This is a genomic window from Paraburkholderia sp., from assembly GCF_036488795.1.
Taxonomy (GTDB): Bacteria; Pseudomonadota; Gammaproteobacteria; order Burkholderiales; family Burkholderiaceae; genus Paraburkholderia.
This window is the reverse complement of the sequence record NZ_DASXHA010000101.1, coordinates 63,624-82,099: the sequence shown is the minus strand read 5'-3', so window position 1 is coordinate 82,099 and position 18,476 is coordinate 63,624. Positions and strand designations below refer to the sequence as shown.

Here is an 18,476-nt window from a genome sequence, read left to right as displayed (position 1 = left end):
GCGTCAGGCAGCCTGCACTACTTGCCGGTACACCATCGGCGCCACGCCTACGGCCTCGCGAAAGCGATGGCTGAAGTGGCTCGCGTTGGCATAGCCGCACTGCGCCGCGACCTGCGCCAGCGGCAGCGAAGTGGTTCGCAGCAGCGCGCGAGCCCGTTCGATACGCTGCTGCGCGATCCATGCTGCCGGCGGCAAACCGAACGACATGCGGAACATGCGCGCCAGATGGTATTCCGACAGGCAGGCGAGGTCTGCCAGTTCGCCCAGCGTCAACGGCTGGCTTAGATGTTCGTCGATATAGTCACGCAAGCGCCGCCGCGTCGCCACCGTCAAGCCGCCCTTCAAGCCACCACCCGGCCGGCTCACGCCTTGCGATCGCAGCAGCAGGCTCAAGACTTCGTGCGCCGATTCATTGGCCCGCAAGAGGCCGTCGGCGTCTTCCCAGCTTTCGTCCATCAGCGTCTGGCACGCACTCGCGATGCGCGCGTCTTCGAAGTACGTGCGATCGGCCAGCGTCACCTCGCGCGGCTCGCGATCCAGTTCGCGCACAGCGCGCTGCGTGAAATGCTCCGGCAGAAAATACAGGTGCATGAAGTGCATCTGACCGCGCACCCACCAGCGTGATTCATGGTCGCCGGGCAATGCGCAGAGCCGCGTCGGCGCGCCGAAACGCCCCGGCAGTTTCTGCCGCTCGGTCCGGTATCCGCCATCCAGATAGCACGACAGCGTGTGATGGCCGGGCTGCTCATAGACGGTCTCGGCCTCCTCGGTCACGCGGGTCCATTCCGCCACCGCCAACTGGTCGCCGAGCCACGCAAAGCGCTCCAGTTTCGCGTTGGCGTCGCGCAGCGTGTGACACACCGATTGCAGGCCGAAGGGCGTGTCAGCGGGGTCGATCACGGCGGTGGTGGGGTTGGTGTTCACGACAGAAACCAGCGGCAAGTGGCATACGAATGGCTTCCAGTATAGAGCGTGCGCGTGAGCGGCCGGCCGCCACTGACGATATTTGCGCAATCCTGGACAAGTGCCGCCCATGCCGTGAGAGCACAGTGGCGTGAGCGAATCTGCGCATCTCTCTTCTGCAAATACTGGCCATGAATCTTCTGCTGTATATCTCGACCGTGCTGATCTGGGGCACCACCTGGATCGCGATCAAATGGCAACTCGGGGTTGTGCCGCCGCCTGTTTCGATTGCGTGGCGCTTCGGCCTGGCCGCGCTCGTGCTGTTTGCGCTACTGCGCATCATGCGCCGGCCCATCTGGCCGCCGCGTCATGCATGGCGGTTCCTGTTCGCACAAGGCCTGGCCCTGTTCTGCCTGAACTTTCTATGCTTTTACTACGCGGAGCAGGTCGTGCCGAGCGGTCTGGTCGCCGTGGTGTTTTCCACGGCGCCGTTGCTGAATTCGCTCAACGGCCGGCTGTTCATGGGCCGTCCGTTGCAGCCCACGGCGATCGCGGGCGCCATGCTGGGACTCGTCGGCATCGTCTGCCTGTTCGTTCAGCAAATGGCCGGCCACATCGGCGATCACGCCGAGTGGCTGGGCCTCGGCATCGCCTTTCTCGGGACCTTGTGCTTTTCGACGGGGAATCTGTTGTCGAGCCGCATGCAGTCGATGGGTCTGCACCCGTTCGTCACCAATAGCTGGGCGATGCTGATCGGCGCCAGCATTCTGACGCTCGGCAGCGCGGTCGCGGGCCTGTCCTTTGCTATCGAGCCAAACCTGCGTTATGTAGGCGCGCTCGCCTATCTGGCCGTGTTCGGCTCGGTGATCGGCTTTACCGCGTATCTGATGCTGGTGGGGCGGATCGGACCTGAACGCGCGGCATACTGCACGGTGCTGTTTCCGCTCGTGGCGCTGGCGGTATCGACCGTGTTCGAAGGGTACCAATGGTCCGCGCTGGCTGTCGTCGGCCTCGTGCTGGTCGTGGCCGGCAATCTGGTCGCCTTCAATCTGACGCGGCGCATCTTCATGCGGCGCGTGCGGGCGTCGTAAGTCACACACTGCCGCATGATGGCCCCCGCTTTGCAAGGCGGGCGGCCAGCGGCTCTAAAGGCGCCCTTCACACGTCTTCCCAACGGCCACAAACCGGCGCGCCGCCCACAGCGGGCCGTCCTCGAGGTGAGCTTATTCGGGAGCGAAATTCATGCCAATTCAGGCGCGCCATACCCAAAGGTGAGAAGGTTCGGGAGCAGTCGAGCCCGGCCGTCAGCGCGCAACCCGCCTCTGAAAATTCTTGCGCAATTTCATAAAAAATCCATGCGCGATGAATGAGTCAAATTAAATCTGTTTCTTTCTATATTTTTTATCCATTTATTTAATCAGGAAATATGCGAGGATAAAGATCACGTCGCAAGGAGCAGATTGTGAAATTCCCGTCCCGCCTGTTACCTCCCGGCCTGGTCACAGCCTTGCTGATTCTGGCTCTGCAAGGTGTCGGTTGCGATACCGTGTTCGCGCAATCCCAATTGAATTACGCAACCTCATGGATTGGTAATTCATTTGGATTTGGTGACGGTAAATGGATGCAGCAGGATATTCAGGCAATTAGCGTCGCGCCGAATGGCATCGTATATACCAACTCGCCGTGGGACGAAAGCGGCAGCGAGATCGCGGCCTATCAGGGCGGCAACAAGCTCGCCGTGGCGGGCAATACGCACGGCTGGGGCGCGGCCGGCGGCGACGCGGTGGCGGTGAACAGCACGTATCTGTACGCGGCGATGTCCATTGGCAATGAGAGCAACGCGCTGGTGGGCGCGGACTATCCGCCGCAGAACCAGACGTGGTACGGCCTGACCCGGCGCCTCTTGTCCAATATCGCGACGGGTGCGCCGTTTGCGAGCGGCATCGGCAATAGCGCGAACGCGACCAAAAACAGTTTCCTGCGCGTGAGCGCCGTCCCGAGCGGCGCCGATGCGGGCGTGCGCGGCATTGCCGCGACCGATGCCGAAGTCTACGTGGCCGACACCTACGGCAACCGCATCGTCGTCTATGACGCCGGGACCATGCGGCAGTTGCGCTCGTGGAGCGTGGCGTCGCCAGGCCGCATCGTGATCGATGCGGATACCACGCTGTGGGTCATCAGCGGCTTCGGGTCCACCGCGGGGCAAAGCGTTCTGCACTTTTCGAACACCGGCGCGGCGCTCGCGGGCACGCTTGCACTGCCGGCCGGGACGGTGCCCACCGCACTCGCACTCGCGCCGTCAGGACAACTGCTGGTCGCCGATAACGGACCCTCTCAGGAGATCCTCGTATTCAACAAGAGCACCTCGGGATTATCCGCGCTGGCAGGCACGCTCGGCACCCGCAACGGCATTTTCCACACGGTCAAGGGCACGCCCGGCAATTGGCGCTTCAATGGCATCACGGGTATCGGCTTCGACCAGAGCGGCAATCTCTATGTAGGGCAGAACGGCGAGGGACCGCGTCCGCCCGGTTCCGCATCGGTCGGCGAAGGCGCGGTGCTGGAGAGCTACGGTTTTGCGTCGCAGGCGCTCAACTGGCGGCTCTACGGCTTGCTGTTCGTGGATAGCGGCGCGTTCGATCCGGCTTCGCCCGGCAATGTCTACACGGGTTCGAAGCGCTTTACGATCGACTACAGCCAGTCCACCGGCAACGAATGGTCGTATGCAGCCTTTACGCTGGACCGCTTCGACTATCCGGATGACCCGGCTTTTCATCTGACGCGCGGCGTGCGCGGCGAGCCGATGATGCGGCGAATCAATGGCCAGCCGTTCCTCTTCGCGCTCGATCCCTACGCGCACTACCTCAGCGTGTATCGCTTCAATGCGTCGGAAGAAGAGATTGCGATTCCGTCGGGCTTGCTGGCGCAGAACCCCATTCCCGGAAACTGGCCTGCCGGGCAGCCAACCTACGGCGAATGGATGTGGCGCGACATGAACGGCGACGGCGTGGTGGACGCGAGCGAGATCACCGGGAATCCTTCGACCGGCAGCACCGTCGGCGACGGCTACTGGTGGGTCGACAGCCCCGGCAACGTCTGGCTGGCGACGCCCGTTAGCGGCATCCGCGAGTTGCCGTTGCAAGGTCTGGATCCGGTTGGCAACCCCATCTATCAGTACTCGACGGCGAAGACGTTTCCCATGCCTGCGCAGTTCACGCGTCTGGGGCGCCTCGTGTATGACGCGACGAACGATCGCATGTACGTGACGGGCTTCACGGCAGCGAATCCGTGGAATTCGACGCTCTGGAAAGAGGCCGGCCCGTTGCTCGCGCGTTACGACAACTGGAGCACGGGCTCGCCCACGCTGGTCTATACGATCGCGCTGCCGTGGAATACCCAGAGCAACCCGCAAGTGACGACAGTGGGCCTCGCCGTGGCCGGCAACTACATCTTCGTGGCGGAGCTCTATACGGACAGGATCGACGTGTACGACGTGCGATCCGGACAGGCGGTGGGTTATATGACGCCGGGGGCGAGTGTAGGCGGTACGAGCGGCTGGGTGGATGTGTATCTCGGCATCAGCGCGGTCGAGCGCGACAACGGCGAGTACGTCGTGCTGGTGGAAGACGACGCCCGTGCCAAGCTGCTGATGTACCGCTGGACGCCTTAGCCGCACGCGCGGCAGGCGGCGACGCAATGGCCGAATGGACGAATAGACGACCGATCGTGATCGGTATATAACAATATTGAAGATTCGTTCACCACTGCCATAACAGGAGAGACGGTCCATCATGACGCGCGACGTTTCGCAAAAGCAGGAAGCCGACGAGCAGGCGGGCGAACGGCCCGATCTCGAACACCTCGACGCGGCAATTTCTCACGTGGATCAACTGGTGACGTCGGGAGGCATTGCGTCAGGCGCTGCCAAGGGGTTGCTATATAGCCTGATTGAGACGCTCGGTACGCTGGTTGGCGATCCGGATCTGCCGGAGCATGCACGCTCGGGCTACGAGGGCTTGCTCGAAACGGCCCGTGAATTGCGGGTCAAGCTCGAACACTAGGCTGCACGAAAATGCGCGGCACGAAATTCGCCGTACGCCATGCGCCGGCACATTGGCCGGCGGATTTCACGCTTCCGCGGTTTCCTGCGCCGCCAGTGCTTCCAGCAATTCTGCGGGCGCCGCCGTGATTTGCACTTGCGGTGTGCCGTGCCAGTCCGCACAGCGCTGAAAGGCGCGCTTCAGATCTCCCGCGAGGCGCGCGCTGACCCGCACGCCCGGCTCCAGATGCACCGTCTTCAGTTCGAAGATGCCGCTCGTGCGGTGTGCTTTGGCATCGGCGCGTCCAATCAGCTTGCCGCGGCTCAGGATAGGCAGCACGAAGTAGCCGTATTTGCGCTTCGCCGCGGGCGTATAGCACTCGATCGCGTAGTCGAAATCGAACAGCGCCGCGGCCCGCTTGCGATCCCACACCACCGGATCGAACGGCGACAGCAAGGTCGTGACCGTGGAACTGAGCTTGCCGTTGCTGGCATCGTCGATCAACGGCGCAAAGTCGCGGTGCACGAACGTGTCCTGCTTCCAGCCATCCACGCGAACCGGCATCAGCTCGCCCTGGTCCGCGAGAGCGTGCAGTGCATCGACGTAGGGTTTGCGCGGCAGACGGTAGTAATCGGCGACCCAATCGGCGCGCGCCACTCCTAGCGCCTGGCAGGTGCGCCGCAGGACTTGTTGGGCGACCGCATCCGCCGGCTGCAGATCGCGCGCGTCGTCCCAGCCCGGCAGCACGCGCTCGGTCAGATCGTAGACACGGTGAAAATTGCGCCGCTCGGCCACCATCAACTGACCGATCGCGAACAGCACTTCGAGGTGCCGCTTCTCCGGCTTCCAGTCCCACCAGCCATTGCTTTTGCCTGCTTCGCGCGCGAAGTCCGCCGAGCGCACCGGACCGGTCACGCGAATATGTTCGAGCAGAAGTTCGATTTCCTTGCGATATTTCTTGTGCCACTCGGCTGCGTATTTCCAGCCCATGCCGCTGGGATCCAGCATGCGGTGACGCAGCAGGCCGTAGTCTTCAATCGGCACGAAACACGCTTCGTGCGACCAGTATTCGAAGAGTTTGCCTTCGGCGAGATGCTCGTCGAGCCACCCCGGCGTGTACGAACCGAGGCGGCTGAACAGGACGAGGTAAGGGCTGCGCGCGACGACGTGAATCGTGTCGATCTGCAATTGCGCCATGCGGCGAATCGTGTCGAGTACGTCGGCTTTGGTGGCCCTGCGGCGCGGCGGTATCAACAGACCTTGCGCGGCCAGATGCAAGGTGCGGGCGGCAGCGAGCGGGAGAATCTGCACGCTTGCGTTCACGCGCCAAGTGCCATGGCTTCTCCCTCGGTCACCGCCAGCAACTGATGGATCTGCGACACGACTGCCGCGCCTTCGCCCACCGCTGCTGCCACCCGTTTGGTCGATCCGGCGCGCGCATCGCCAATGGCGAACACGCCGTCTACCGTGGTGCCGAGATCACAGGTGGAGTTGCCGCCGCTCAAACCGGTCACGACGAAGCCCTTGGCATCGAGCCGGACGCCGCAAGTGCGCAGCCAGTCGGTGTTCGGATCCGCGCCGGTGAAGAGAAACAGATGCCGCGACTCGAAACGGTCGGTGCCGTCCGCCAGCGGCTGTTTCAGCACGACCGTCGAAAGGCCCGACTCATCCGCTTCCAGCTGCCCGATTTCCGAGCGCGGATGGACGAAGACATTCGGCAGCGAGCGGATGCGGTCGATCAGATAGCGCGACATGGTCGCCTCGAAGCCGCTCCGGCGAATCAGCACATGCACCTTGGCGGCGTGCGACGCGAGATAGACGATGGCCTGTCCTGCCGAATTGCCGCCGCCCACCAGCACGATCTCTTCGCGCTTGCAGAGCTTCGCTTCAACCGGCGATGCCCAGTAGTAGACGCCGCGTCCGTCGAAGCGTTCGAGACCCTCGATTTCCGGCCGCCGGTAAACGGCGCCGCTTGCAATCACGATGGTGCGCGCCTTCACGCTGCCGCCGCATTTGAGTTCCAGCCGGTGCGGCGCCTCCGCGCAGTGCAGGGCTTTGACCTTGACCGGAATGGCGACGTGCGCGCCGAATTTCTGCGCCTGCACGAAAGCGCGCCCGGCGAGCGCCTGACCGGAGATGCCGGTCGGAAAGCCAAGATAGTTTTCGATGCGCGAGCTGGCGCCGGCCTGGCCGCCGGGTGCACGGCTGTCGAGCACGATCACCGAAAGACCTTCCGAGGCGGCATACACAGCCGTAGCGAGCCCTGCCGGACCCGCCCCGACGATGGCGACGTCGTAGATCAACGAGGCATCCAGCTCGGGCAGCATGCCGAGACACGTGGCGAGCTCAGGGTCGCTCGGATGACGCAGCACCGAACCGTCCGGGCAGATCACGAGCGGCATGTCTTCAGGCTGCGCGCCGAACTGTTCGATCAGTTGCAGCGCGTCGTCGGCGCGCTCGTCGATGACCGAGTGTGGATGCCCGTTGCGCGCGAGGAAACCCTGCAGCGACACGAGCCGCGAGTCGTTGCTTTTGCCGAGCAGGATCGGGCCGCCCGCGCCCTTTTCGATCAGCGAGACGCGTCGCAGGATCAGCGCGCGCATGATGCGCTCGCCAAGCTCGGCTTCCGCGACGATCAGCGCACGCAGCCGTGCCGGCGGAATCAGCAAGGCATCGACCGGTTCCAGCGCAATACCGGTGACGAGCGCGGGCCGTCCCGACAGCTGGCCCACTTCGGCAAGGAAGTTATGTGGCCCGTGTTCGACGACCACATGCTCGCGTCCCAGACCGTCGCGCTGAAAGATCTTGACGCGTCCCGACAGCGTGACAAACATGCCCGGGCCGACCCGGCCAGTCTCGAACAGCAGTTCGCCTGATTCCCAGTGATACACCTCGCCGAATTTGCGCAGGCGCCTGATTTCTTCACACGTAAGCTCGGGGAACATCTGATGACGTCGCGTTGCGAGCGAAGAAAACGGGGCATCGGCAACGATAGCTTGCTGTCCTTCGGCTTCCTGAATCGCAACCATCAATCAGCTCCTTCTGTGACGTTGTGCAGCGTTTTGATCTTGCAGGAGAGCGACCCCTGACCAGTGCTCTGGCCGGGACCGCGAAGCGGAGCGCGAATCGGGTCAGGCAGCGTCACACCGCCGGCGCAATGCCGGCGTGCACTTCCGGCGCCGGCTCTTCCTCGAGCGGCTCGAGTTGACGCCCCGCGTCGCGCCACGCGTCGAGGCCGCCGCGTAGCGGCAGCACGTCGGTGAAACCGGCTTCGTTCAGTTGCTTGGCCATCCACGCGGCGGAAATCTCGTTCGGGCACGAACAGTAAATCACCAGCTTCTGCTCGGGCGGGTACTTGGCGACGATCTCGTTGAGTTGCCGTTCGTCCGCGAACAGCGACCCTGGGATGACAAACGGATCGAGCTTGCGCTTTTCGCGCGAACGGATGTCGAACAGCACCGGTGCGCTGCCAGCCGTCATCAGCGAGTACAGCTCGTCCACGTCCATGCGTGCGGTCGCGAGCTTGTTGATGAGCTGACGACGCCGGATCCAGCGGTATGTTGCGTAAAGCAGCAGCAACGCGACGATCACCACCATCGCCATTTTGCCCAGGCGGCCCGCGCCTGCGAGCAGCATGTCGATCTGCGCCGCGAACATTGCGCCGATGATGAGACCCGTGCCCGACCATAGCGCCGCGCCCACACCGTCGTAGGTCAGAAACAGGCGATACGGCGTGCCCATGGCGCCGGCCATCGGGATGGAGACGATCGACAGGCCCGGCACGAACTTGGCGACGGCGAGCACGCGCACGCCCCACCGTCCGAAAAAGCGTTCGGTTTTCTTCACGCAGGTATCGCGCGAAAGCGACAGCCGGCATAACGTCTTCAACGTGTTGCCGCCGTAGATGCGGCCGGCGAGATACCACGCGCTGTCGCCGATCAGCGTAGCGAAAATGGCGAGAATCAGCACCGACGCGAGCTGCGTGCCGACCGTGGCCGGATGCGTAGCCGCCATGGCTCCGAACAGGACAAGCGCAGGCATCGCGGGCACGGGCAGCCCAAGCGATGCGGCAAGCACATTGGCAAAGACGAGTGCAGGCCCGTACTGCTCCACGAGGTCATGTAGCATCGGCTTACTTCCGCAACCGTTTCCGGCGGGAAGCGAAGAGGTGATTCAACGATTATGGGCGCATTTTCCAGACGCGCAAGCGGCTGAAAATGTGCTGTCCGAACGAAGCGGGATAAGCGTACCGGGACTGGCGTGACGTGCGATGAAGAGGAATTCGCTGGACGTCCGCCGAGCCCATGCATTGCTCTGATTGATGATACACCGGCGGACGGTAAGCGGTATGTAACGTGCCACTGCCGTGAAAGGGTTACTGGCGATGGTTGTGCTGTTCGCCTGGCAGTTCGGCGCCGTGCGCGCGAATGGCCGCAATCAGTTCGGCCGGCGTGATTTCATAACGCACTTCGCGGTGAATGCCCGGCTTGCGCTCGTCGACTTCGATCAGAAGAATACCCTTGCCGTCTTCTGTCGATTCGAGGCGCAGCGAGCGAAGTTCGCGCGCCGTTGCGTCGTCGTATTCGGTGAGCAGGGCCATTGACCCGGAAGACCCGGTAGTGCGCATCGAAGTTGTCCTCTTCCGTTGTTGATCGAACCATTGTACGGGCAGCTTTGCGCGCCGTGTGTCGCGCGCGGCTGATACCGCGTTGTCTGCCACGAACCGCCGAAAGGCGCGCCACGCGGTGTTATGCGCGGTGCGACCAGATTACGTCAGCCAGTTTAACGCGACTCTTCGCGAGAACGGATGCATTTTTCGTGCCCCGCTCAGGTGCAATGCTTTCGCCTGATTGTCACGGTTCTGACGCGTGCGGCGGTTAGGTGCCGGTCGCGTGCCACGTAACCCGTCTCGTGCTGCACGCGCTGCGCAGCGCCTCGATACTCATGTCCGAATCCGGCCAGCCGTGCAGGCGCGGATGCGCTACATTGAGGCCATGAATCTCGATCGTGAAGCCTGTTATGAGGCGGTGCTCGCACGTGACCGGCGCTTCGACGGCTGGTTTTTTGTCGCGGTGACGTCGACAGGTATTTATTGCCGCCCGGTGTGTCCGGTGCGCGCGCCGAAGCTCACCAATTGCCAGTTTTTTCCGAACGCGGCTTCGGCGGAGCACGCGGGCTTTCGGCCGTGTCTGCGCTGCCGCCCGGAACTGGCGCCGGGTCATGGCTTGCTCGACGTGTCGCCGCGCCTCGCGCAGGCCGCCGCTGCGCTGATCGACGGCGGCTTTCTCAATGAAGCGAATCTGACCGCGCTGGCCGCGCGGGTCGGCGTGAGCACGCGGCATTTGCGGCGCATCTTCGAAGCGGAATTCGGCGTGTCGCCGATCGACTACGCGCAGACACAGCGGCTTCTGTTGGCCAAGCGGCTGCTCACCGACACGGCGATGTCCGCGGCGCAGATCGCGTTGACGGCGGGCTTCGGCAGCGTGCGCCGTTTCAACGATCTGTTCAGCCGCCGTTACGGCTTCAGTCCGGCGCGCCTGCGCAAGCACAGGCGGGACGCGCTGACGGATCACACGCTCGTCTTCGAACTGGGCTACCGGCCGCCGTTCGCATGGGAGGCATTGCTGGATTGCCTCACCGATCACGCCGTCGAAGGCGTCGAGCGTATTGCGGGCCGAGCCTATGTGCGAGCCGTGGACATCTGGCACGACGGCAAGCACGTCACTGGCTGGCTGCAAGTGGAAAACCTTCCGGCCCGGCACGCGCTGCGGGTCACGTTGTCGGCCTCCTTGAGCGCGGTGTTACCGCAATTGCTGGCGCGAGTACGGCATTTCTTCGATCTCGATTGCCGCCCCGATCTGATCGAGGCGCGTCTCGGCGAACTGGCCGCTATGCTGCCGGGCATCCGCGTGCCGGGTGCGTTCGACGGTTTCGAAATCGCCGCGCGTGCAGTCGCGTTGCGACAATGGCCGCAGGCGGATGGCCGGCAGTGGCTCACGCGCCTTGCCGAGACCTTCGGCAGGCCGGTGGAGCACGCGCCGGACGGATTGCATCACGCATTCCCCACGGCCGATGCGATGGCTCAAGTGCCGCCTGAAATGCTGCGCGCGACCGGTCTCTCCGCTCGCGGCGCCACGTTGTTGCTGAAGCTTGCGCAAGACATGGTCGAGCGGCGCGTGTTTCTCGAACCGCTGACCCCGCTCGACGAGACGCTTGCGCATCTGCGCCATGCAATTGGCTTCGACGAGTGGTCGACGCAATACATCGCGATGCGCGCGCTCGGCTGGCCGAATGCTTTTCCTGCCGGCGAACCGTTGAGCGCCGTGAATGCAGCGGGGGCATCCGGCGCAAGCGCGGCGGCGCTCGCCGAACACGCGACACGCTGGGCACCGTGGCGCGCCTACGCGGCACAGCACCTTGCATTTATCCACGAAGAAAAGGCGAACGCAGCATGAAACACTACCGTGTGATTCCGAGTCCACTGGGCGAGATGCTGCTGCGCGCCGAGGATGACGCGTTGACCGGTCTCTACTTCGTCGGCCAGAAATACTTCCCGCAAGATGTGACGCAAGCCGGCGGCGCGCATTCACCACGCGTGCTCGAAGAAAGCGCCGCGCAGATGGCCGAATATTTCGCCGGGGAGCGGCAACGCTTCACCATCAGGCTGCAGATGACGGGTTCGCCATTTCAACGCAGCGTGTGGAGCGAACTCGTCAAGATTCCGTACGGCGAGATTGAGAGCTATGGCCGCCTCGCGCAGCGGCTCGGTCTGCCTGCCGGCAGCGCGCGTGCAGTGGGCGCCGCGAACAGCCGCAATCCGGTGTCGATCATCGTGCCGTGTCACCGCGTAATTTCAAGCGCGGGCGATCTGACCGGCTATGCCGGCGGCCTGGCTCGCAAGTCCGCGTTGCTCGCGCTGGAGCGGCCTTCGAGCGCGCCGCAACAGCTTGAATTGCTCGATGCCGAACTGCCTCAATAACGCGCGTTCAGAGTTCAAGACGGCGCTCAACGCTCGAACGGAAAGGCAAAAAAAATGGCCCGTTCCAGATGTGGGCAGGCCATTCAAACGCCGGTATTACTCGGGTCAGCCGGCCCACACAGCAAGGGCGCTGACGGACTTATGCTGATCTGTCAGATGAGCTTTGTCGAGGTGGGGCTAACGCCGATCCATCAGACCAAAGCAGCATCACGCGACGCGCTTTGAGGCGCGGCCGCGCTGCGCTGTTGCAGCCTGGTATGCTGGCCCGGCGCGGCGTCGGCGACGGTGAACAGGCGCACCGCTTCGTCCAGCACGTCGGCCTGTTCGGCGAGCCGTTGCGCCGTCGCGGCGGCTTGCTCCACGAGCGTGGCGTTCTGCTGCGTGGCGCCGTCCAGATGCGATACCGCCTGATTCACCTGGCGGATGCCTTCCGCCTGTTCGCTGCTCGCGTTGGCCACCTGCACGATGATCGACGACACGCGGCTCACGGCCTCGTCGATCACGCGCATCTGTGAAGTGGTGCGCGCAACCAGTTCGGTGCCTTGCGCGACTTCGGTAGCGCTGGCTTCGACCACCGACTTGATCTCCTTCGACGACGCCGCACAGCGTTGCGCGAGCATCCGCACTTCGGACGCGACGACCGCGAACGAGCGGCCCGCTTCGCCTGCCCGCGCCGCTTCGACGGCTGCATTGAGCGCGAGGATGTTGGTCTGAAACGCAATGCCGTCGATCACGCCCGTGATGTCGGCAATCCGTCTGGAAGCGGCCGTGATGCCTGCCATGGTCTGCTCGACCTGGCCGGCAATCGTGCCGCCCGTCGCGGCGGCGGCTTGCGCGTCCTTCGCCAGATCGAGGGCACGCACGCTGGCGTCGGCGTTGGCCTGAACGGTGGTGGTGAGCTGCTCCATCGTCGCGGCGGTTTCTTCGAGCGAGGCGGCCTGCAGTTCGGTGCGGCGTGCCAGATCCACATTGCCGCTGGAGATTTCGCGCGCGGCGTCGAGCATGCCGGTGATCTGCGCGCGCACGTCGTGGACGATCGCCAAGAGATTGGCCTTCAGCTGGTTTAGCGCCTGCAGCACGTCGCCCAGGTCGTCGTGACGGGCAATGAACAGATCGGCGGTCAGGTCGCCCGCGGCCAGGCGGGTCGCGAAGCCCGACATGTCGCGCATGGGTTCGGCCAGATGACGCGCCAGCAGTTGCCACGCGCCTACGCTGATCACCGCCGTCACGCCGAAGGCGATCCAGAACGCCAGAGGCGGTTGTCCGCCCCACGCGGCGAGGCCCGTGATCAGCAGCGCAAGCGGCGCGAGCGAGTAACCGAACGCCGCGCGGGTCGCGACCGGCAGCCGCAGCATGCTTTGCAGCCGCCCGGCGAGTCCGGTGCGCACGACAGTGCCGTGATGCAGCTTGTGCGCACGTTCCTTGCCGGCGCGGATGCGGGCATACAGCGCCTCGGCTGCGCGCACGGCTTCACGATCCGGCTTGACGCGCACGCTCAGATAGCCGACCACCGTGCCTTTCTCGACCACCGGCGTGACGTTGGCGCGCACCCAGTAGAACTCGCCGTTCTTGCGGCGGTTCTTGACCAGTGCGGTCCACGGCCGGCCGCTACGGATGGTGGCCCACATGTCGGCGAATGCCTCGCGCGGCATGTCCGGATGACGGATCAGATTGTGCGGCTGGCCGATCAACTCCTCTTTCGTGAAGCCGGAAACCGCGATAAAGGCCGGATTGCAGTACTCGATGCGCCCGCTCAGATCGGTCGCGGAAACGAGCATCTGGGAAGCGGGGAATTCGTACTCTTGCTGCGAGACAGGCTGGTTGTTGCGCATCGTATTTCCTTGCAGGGTAGGGCGCGCACACGGCGCAGCCCGTTTGTCGCTGCAAGGCTTAACGGCATTAACCTCGCGGGCTTTAGGGTTTTCCCAGTATTCCACTCAGGTTTAGCGGGCCATTGGCCGTTATTACAGGGTTGCTGATGCGGACAAAATGACGCAGCAAGCGGAGGCGGTGCACGGTTGTCATGCCCGCCGCAGCGCGTTTCTCAGGTCTGACAAACGCGTTACACTGCGCCGGAAAGGGCGGTGTGGTTTGCGGACGATGCTGCTCGCAAACCGGCATCAGCGGCGGTCTGCCTGTGCTAACGACGTTAAACGCGTGATCCGATGCAGAAGATCCTCGACCGGACCCAGGAATCGCTGGCGCAGGCCTTTGCCGCGCTGGCGAGAAACGCCAGACGCCAGCAGTCGCTGTACTTGACGGCGATCGGCACGCTGATGGCGATCGTGGTCGTGTCCGCCGGGCTGCTGGTTGTGCTGGCTGCCGGCAAGCAACTCGACTACCGCCGCAGTCTCGTCATCCAATACGCGGCCGATATCTCGATTCTGCTACATGGCGAAGTCTCGTTCCTGCGGCGCACCGAACTCACGCTCCAGTATTACCGGCAGACCCACGATATCCGCAGCCTGCCGGATGGCGTCGAGGACGCGATCCGGCGCACCGGCGTGGCGTCCGGCAAGGTTGGCGCAAGTGCCGATGCCGGCGCGGCTGACGCGCGCTTCAACCTGCTGGTGTCGCCGCGCACGCGTGACGCGTGGGGGCCGGCGCTCGACGAACGGTTGTGGCGCCTGTACGAGACCGGTCAATCGACGCTCACCACGCAACTGGCCTTCGACCTCGAGCATCGGGCGACGCTGATCGGCCTCGACGAGGACTACGCGCTGATCACGCCGGCGCTCGAAGCGAAGTCCGACAACAACAACAGCGAGCCGCCGCTGCAAGCCGCGGACATAGCCGTGCTGCGCACCACGCTGACGCGCGAGTTGCAGGCTCAGACCGGCCAGCGAGTGCCGGCCAGAAACCAGCGCATCTGGCTGGGCCCGTATCTCGATCCGCTCTTGCATGTGCCAGTGATGACCACGGTGAGCGCCTACTACGAAGGCGGCAAACCGGTCACGCTCGTCGCCATGAGCATGCGCGTCGACGCTCTGATTGGGCGCCTCTACCGGCATTCGCGGGTCGGCACGCTAATGCTGCTGACGGCTGATCGACACGCCTTGATTTCGCCGGAGCCTGGCGGCGCCGAGATCGGCGATATGCCGCAAGCCATCGCCGCGCAGATGCCGGATGACACGTATCGCTACACGCTGCAGGGCGCGATCTTGCGCGAGCCGCTGACGGCGGGTTTCGGCGCGCTGATCGGCTATCTGCCGTGGAGCGCGCTTGCGGCCACGCTCGGCTGGCAACTTTGGGCGATCGTCTGCGCGGCGTTGTTCCTGCTCGCGGGCATTGCGTTGACCGCGCGTTTCTGGGGATTGCGCCTGTTGCGCGCGACCCACGACGAGGCCGCACATGCGCTTGAAAACGAGGCCATCAATCATGTGCTGGCGAGCGCGACGCCGATCGGTTTGTGCATCGTGCGGCGCGGCGACTATTCGATCCTCACCGCGAATGCGCTGGCAGGCGAACTGCTGCACCTCGAAGGGTCCGCGCAGGCGTTGCCGGATCATGTCGTAGAGAGATTCCGCGCGCAGTTCGGTGCAACCGCTGCGAGCGGGGATGAAGCGAGGATTGTCGCTTTCGATCTGCCCGCGCTGCCCGCTTCGCTTACGGCGTCGGGTGATGCGGCGAACCATCAGATCGTGCAGTTCAGTTGCGCGCCGGCACGTTACGCCGGCGCGCCGGTACTGTTCTGTGCGATCCTCGATGTGACCGCGCAGCGCAGGCTGGAACAGCAGCTGCGTTCCGCGCAGCAGGCCACCGAAGCCAACATGCGGGCGCGCTCGACGTTCTTTGCCTCGATGAGCCATGAGATTCGTACGCCGCTCAATGTGCTGCTCGGCAACCTCGAATTGCTCGCACGGGCGCCCGGCCTGGAGAGTCACGAGCAGCGGTTGCGCTCGCTGGGTGTGGCGGCCGATTCGTTACGCCGCATCGTCAATGACATCCTCGATTTTTCGAAGATCGATGCGGGTGAGATGAAGCTCGTCACCGAATCGTTCAGGCCTATCAGCGACCTCGAAAATCTCGCACTGTCGTACGCGCCGATGACCCAGGGGCGCCCCATCCGTTTTTACTCGCATCTTTCGCCGACGCTGGATCAGCTATTGCTCGGTGACCGTACCCGCATTGCGCAGATCGTGAACAATCTGCTGAGCAATGCGTACAAGTTCACCGCGTGCGGCAAGATCACGCTCAATGCCGAGATTCAGCCGGATCTGCAAGGACGCAGCATTCTGCATTGCCGGGTATACGATTCCGGCATTGGCATGGATCCCGCGCAGGTTGCCCGCCTGTTCCATCCGTTCGCTCAGGCGGAAACGAGCACCTCCAGCCGGTATGGCGGCACGGGGTTGGGCTTGTCGATCTGCGCGAGCCTGTGCGAATTGATGGGCGGTCATATCTCGGTTGAGAGCGTGCGAGGCGTGGGCAGTGCGTTCAGCGTGTCGATCCCGCTGGCGCTCGCGCCGGAAGACGAACACGTGCCCGCCGCTGCGCCGGCGCGTCGCGGTATGGCGATGGTGTTGTGCCAGGAGACAGAGTCGGGACAGATTATCGATGCCTGGCTGAGCAGTGCCGGATGGCTCACGCACAGCGTCAATTCGATGCGCGCCGCCGAAGACTGGCTGAGGGCGAACCGGCCTGATGCACTGGTTGTGACCGGCGAGCATGATCTGGAGGTGGTCGCTTCGCTGCGCGCAGTGCGTCCGGTCGGAGCGGTCTGGATCACGCGGAATGGTCCGCATCGACCGCTGCTGTGCGGCGACCACGTACTGGAAGCAAGTGAGTTTAGTCACGTCGCGATTCTGGCGGCGGTGGAGATGGCGGCTAGTCAGATAGATGAACCCGCCGCACTCAGGCGGATGGCGAGCTTGCCGGAGTCGACTGACGAGTCGCCCGCGCAGGCGAACCGTATGACGCAATCCGCGGCATCCGTCGAGCCCGCATTGCGGGGGCTCGCGATTCTGGTTGCCGAGGACAACCCGCTGAACCAGTCGTTGATTATCGAGCAGCTCACCGCACTGGGTTGCGAGCCGGTTCTTGCGGGTGACGGCAGGCAGGCGCTTGCGGTTCTTGAGCATACGGAGGTCGACGTCGTTTTGACCGATATCCACATGCCGGTCATGGACGGCTACGAACTGCTGGCGGCACTGCGCGGGTTGCATCCGGGATTGCCGGTGTTCGCGTTCAGCGCGACCTCCGATACAGGGCAAACCGAAGAATGGCTGCAACGTGGCTTTACCGGTCACGTTACCAAACCGACTTCGCTCAAGGAACTCGAGACGGCGCTCAGCGCGTTAGGTGCGTCCGCAACGGATAAACAGGAGCCGGAGACGCCGGACCCTTCACCCGACACACTCGATCCGGCCACCAGGGCACGATATGTCGGCATGCTAAAGGATCATCTGGGCACCGACTTGCCCAGGCTGTCCGCGATCATCGAGCGCGGCGATCGTCAGGCACTGCGCGATTGGGCTCACAGTGCGGGCGGGGCGTTTCTGATCGTCGGAGAACCTCAGTTCGCGGTGCAATGCCGTGAGCTGCAGAACCTGTGTCAGACGCAGCCAGAGTGGACCGCGCAGATGGCGGAGGATGCCCTCGCGCTCCATGACGGTCTGCGCAGTCATTTCGGACTCGACGAGGCTTCGCTGCACTGAAGCCGCATAGGCATGCGGTCTTGCAGCGAGCGGCACGCCTTACGGTTCACTGACCACTGAACCCACCTCAAGATTCCCGGGCGTGCGTCGTAAACCTGCATGTCCGAAGCGTATGCGTCACGCAGCGCGTCGCATCCCACGGGTCAGGCTGCGCCCTTGCCAGCCAGGTTGTCACGCCCCCGTCACATCCCCACTCCGAATACAACGCCACAGGAATGAGTAAGATGAAACGTTTGGTTGTCGCTCTGGTTGCAGGCCTTGCCACGCTGTATGGACCGCTCGCCTTCGCGGATGAAGTGTATGGACAGGTCGGCACGGAAGGTGTCGGCATCGGCTACGGCCACCCGTTCGGCTCGAATGTGAACGTGCGCGCCGATTTCAACGGCATGAGCTTCTCGCATGGTTTCAACTCGGGCGGTATCCATTACGACGGTACGGCAACGCTGGTGCACGCCGGCCTCTATGCCGATTTTTTTCCGGCGCCCACTGTGGTGCCGTTTCGCTTCACGGCCGGCATGCTGATTGGCGACGATAACGTCGACGCAACGGCAAACAGCATGTCGGGCACGTACACGATCAATGGCGTCGCTTATCCGACCCTCGGCCAGAGCATTCACGCGAAGGCGAAATATCCTGCGGTGCGCCCGTACCTCGGTATCGGCTTCGGCCATTCGCCGCTTGCCACCAAGGGCTTTTCGATGTTCTTCGATGCCGGCGTAACCTACGGCAAGCCACACGTGGACTTCGACGTTCCCGCCGACATCGTCGCCGAAGCAGGTCAGGCGAACGTCGACGCGGAAGAGCAGTCGCTCCAGAATACGGCGGACCGGCTGCGCTTTTATCCGATCGTGAAGATTGGCGTGACGTATCGCTTCTGAACGGCGCGCGTCGCGCCGT

Annotated in this window: 13 protein-coding genes; 7 read left to right on the top strand and 6 right to left on the bottom strand. The window is 63.7% G+C overall.

The window, feature by feature from the left end; translation table 11 throughout:
• Nucleotides 1-3: 3 nt before the first annotated feature.
• Nucleotides 4-924: an AraC family transcriptional regulator gene (locus tag VGH41_RS13840; protein ID WP_331598011.1), complete on the bottom strand. Its 921-nt coding sequence runs from the start codon at nucleotides 922-924 to the stop codon at nucleotides 4-6.
• Nucleotides 925-1,094: 170 nt separating this feature from the next.
• Between VGH41_RS13840 and VGH41_RS13835 the strand changes: the two genes are divergently transcribed.
• The 3 genes from VGH41_RS13835 to VGH41_RS13825 all read left to right on the top strand — a co-directional run bounded on the left by VGH41_RS13835 (nucleotide 1,095) and on the right by VGH41_RS13825 (nucleotide 4,964).
• Nucleotides 1,095-1,994 carry a DMT family transporter gene (locus VGH41_RS13835; protein ID WP_331598010.1) on the top strand — a complete coding sequence of 300 codons (900 nt, stop codon included), beginning with the start codon at nucleotides 1,095-1,097 and terminating at the stop codon, nucleotides 1,992-1,994.
• Nucleotides 1,995-2,524: 530 nt separating this feature from the next.
• Nucleotides 2,525-4,573, top strand: coding sequence for a hypothetical protein (locus VGH41_RS13830; protein ID WP_331598106.1), 2,049 nt, complete (start codon nucleotides 2,525-2,527; stop codon nucleotides 4,571-4,573).
• Between the two features lie 121 nt (nucleotides 4,574-4,694).
• Nucleotides 4,695-4,964, top strand: coding sequence for a hypothetical protein (locus VGH41_RS13825; RefSeq protein ID WP_331598009.1), 270 nt, complete (start codon nucleotides 4,695-4,697; stop codon nucleotides 4,962-4,964).
• A gap of 66 nt (nucleotides 4,965-5,030) precedes the next feature.
• On the opposite strand, the gene VGH41_RS13820 is transcribed toward VGH41_RS13825, so the two are convergent.
• The 4 genes from VGH41_RS13820 to VGH41_RS13805 form a co-directional block, all read right to left on the bottom strand.
• Nucleotides 5,031-6,254 (bottom strand): winged helix-turn-helix domain-containing protein, encoded by a 1,224-nt coding sequence (locus VGH41_RS13820; protein ID WP_331598105.1) that lies wholly within the window; start codon nucleotides 6,252-6,254, stop codon nucleotides 5,031-5,033.
• Between the two features lie 8 nt (nucleotides 6,255-6,262).
• Nucleotides 6,263-7,972, bottom strand: coding sequence for an FAD-dependent oxidoreductase (locus VGH41_RS13815; RefSeq protein WP_331598008.1), 1,710 nt, complete (start codon nucleotides 7,970-7,972; stop codon nucleotides 6,263-6,265).
• Between the two features lie 112 nt (nucleotides 7,973-8,084).
• Nucleotides 8,085-9,071 (bottom strand): DedA family protein/thiosulfate sulfurtransferase GlpE, encoded by a 987-nt coding sequence (locus tag VGH41_RS13810; RefSeq protein WP_331598007.1) that lies wholly within the window; start codon nucleotides 9,069-9,071, stop codon nucleotides 8,085-8,087.
• Between the two features lie 247 nt (nucleotides 9,072-9,318).
• Nucleotides 9,319-9,570 (bottom strand): hypothetical protein, encoded by a 252-nt coding sequence (locus tag VGH41_RS13805; RefSeq protein WP_007178686.1) that lies wholly within the window; start codon nucleotides 9,568-9,570, stop codon nucleotides 9,319-9,321.
• 367 nt (nucleotides 9,571-9,937) lie between these two features.
• On the opposite strand from VGH41_RS13805, the gene VGH41_RS13800 reads away from it, so the two are divergent.
• Nucleotides 9,938-11,398, top strand: coding sequence for an AlkA N-terminal domain-containing protein (locus VGH41_RS13800; RefSeq protein ID WP_331598006.1), 1,461 nt, complete (start codon nucleotides 9,938-9,940; stop codon nucleotides 11,396-11,398).
• Nucleotides 11,395-11,922 (top strand): methylated-DNA--[protein]-cysteine S-methyltransferase, encoded by a 528-nt coding sequence (locus tag VGH41_RS13795; protein ID WP_331598005.1) that lies wholly within the window; start codon nucleotides 11,395-11,397, stop codon nucleotides 11,920-11,922. Before VGH41_RS13800 ends, VGH41_RS13795 begins: the two co-directional genes overlap by 4 nt.
• Before the next feature lie 191 nt (nucleotides 11,923-12,113).
• On the opposite strand, the gene VGH41_RS13790 is transcribed toward VGH41_RS13795, so the two are convergent.
• Entirely contained in the window at nucleotides 12,114-13,754 is a 1,641-nt protein-coding gene (locus VGH41_RS13790) for a methyl-accepting chemotaxis protein (RefSeq protein ID WP_331598004.1), read from the bottom strand.
• A 333-nt stretch (nucleotides 13,755-14,087) separates the two neighbouring features.
• Between VGH41_RS13790 and VGH41_RS13785 the strand changes: the two genes are divergently transcribed.
• Together VGH41_RS13785 and VGH41_RS13780 are read left to right on the top strand one after the other, a co-directional pair.
• Nucleotides 14,088-17,579 carry a hybrid sensor histidine kinase/response regulator gene (locus tag VGH41_RS13785; RefSeq protein ID WP_331598003.1) on the top strand — a complete coding sequence of 1,164 codons (3,492 nt, stop codon included), beginning with the start codon at nucleotides 14,088-14,090 and terminating at the stop codon, nucleotides 17,577-17,579.
• Nucleotides 17,580-17,803: 224 nt separating this feature from the next.
• On the top strand, nucleotides 17,804-18,457 hold the full coding sequence (locus VGH41_RS13780) for a hypothetical protein (protein ID WP_331598002.1): 654 nt from the start codon (nucleotides 17,804-17,806) through the stop codon (nucleotides 18,455-18,457).
• The last annotated feature ends 19 nt before the right edge of the window (nucleotides 18,458-18,476 follow it).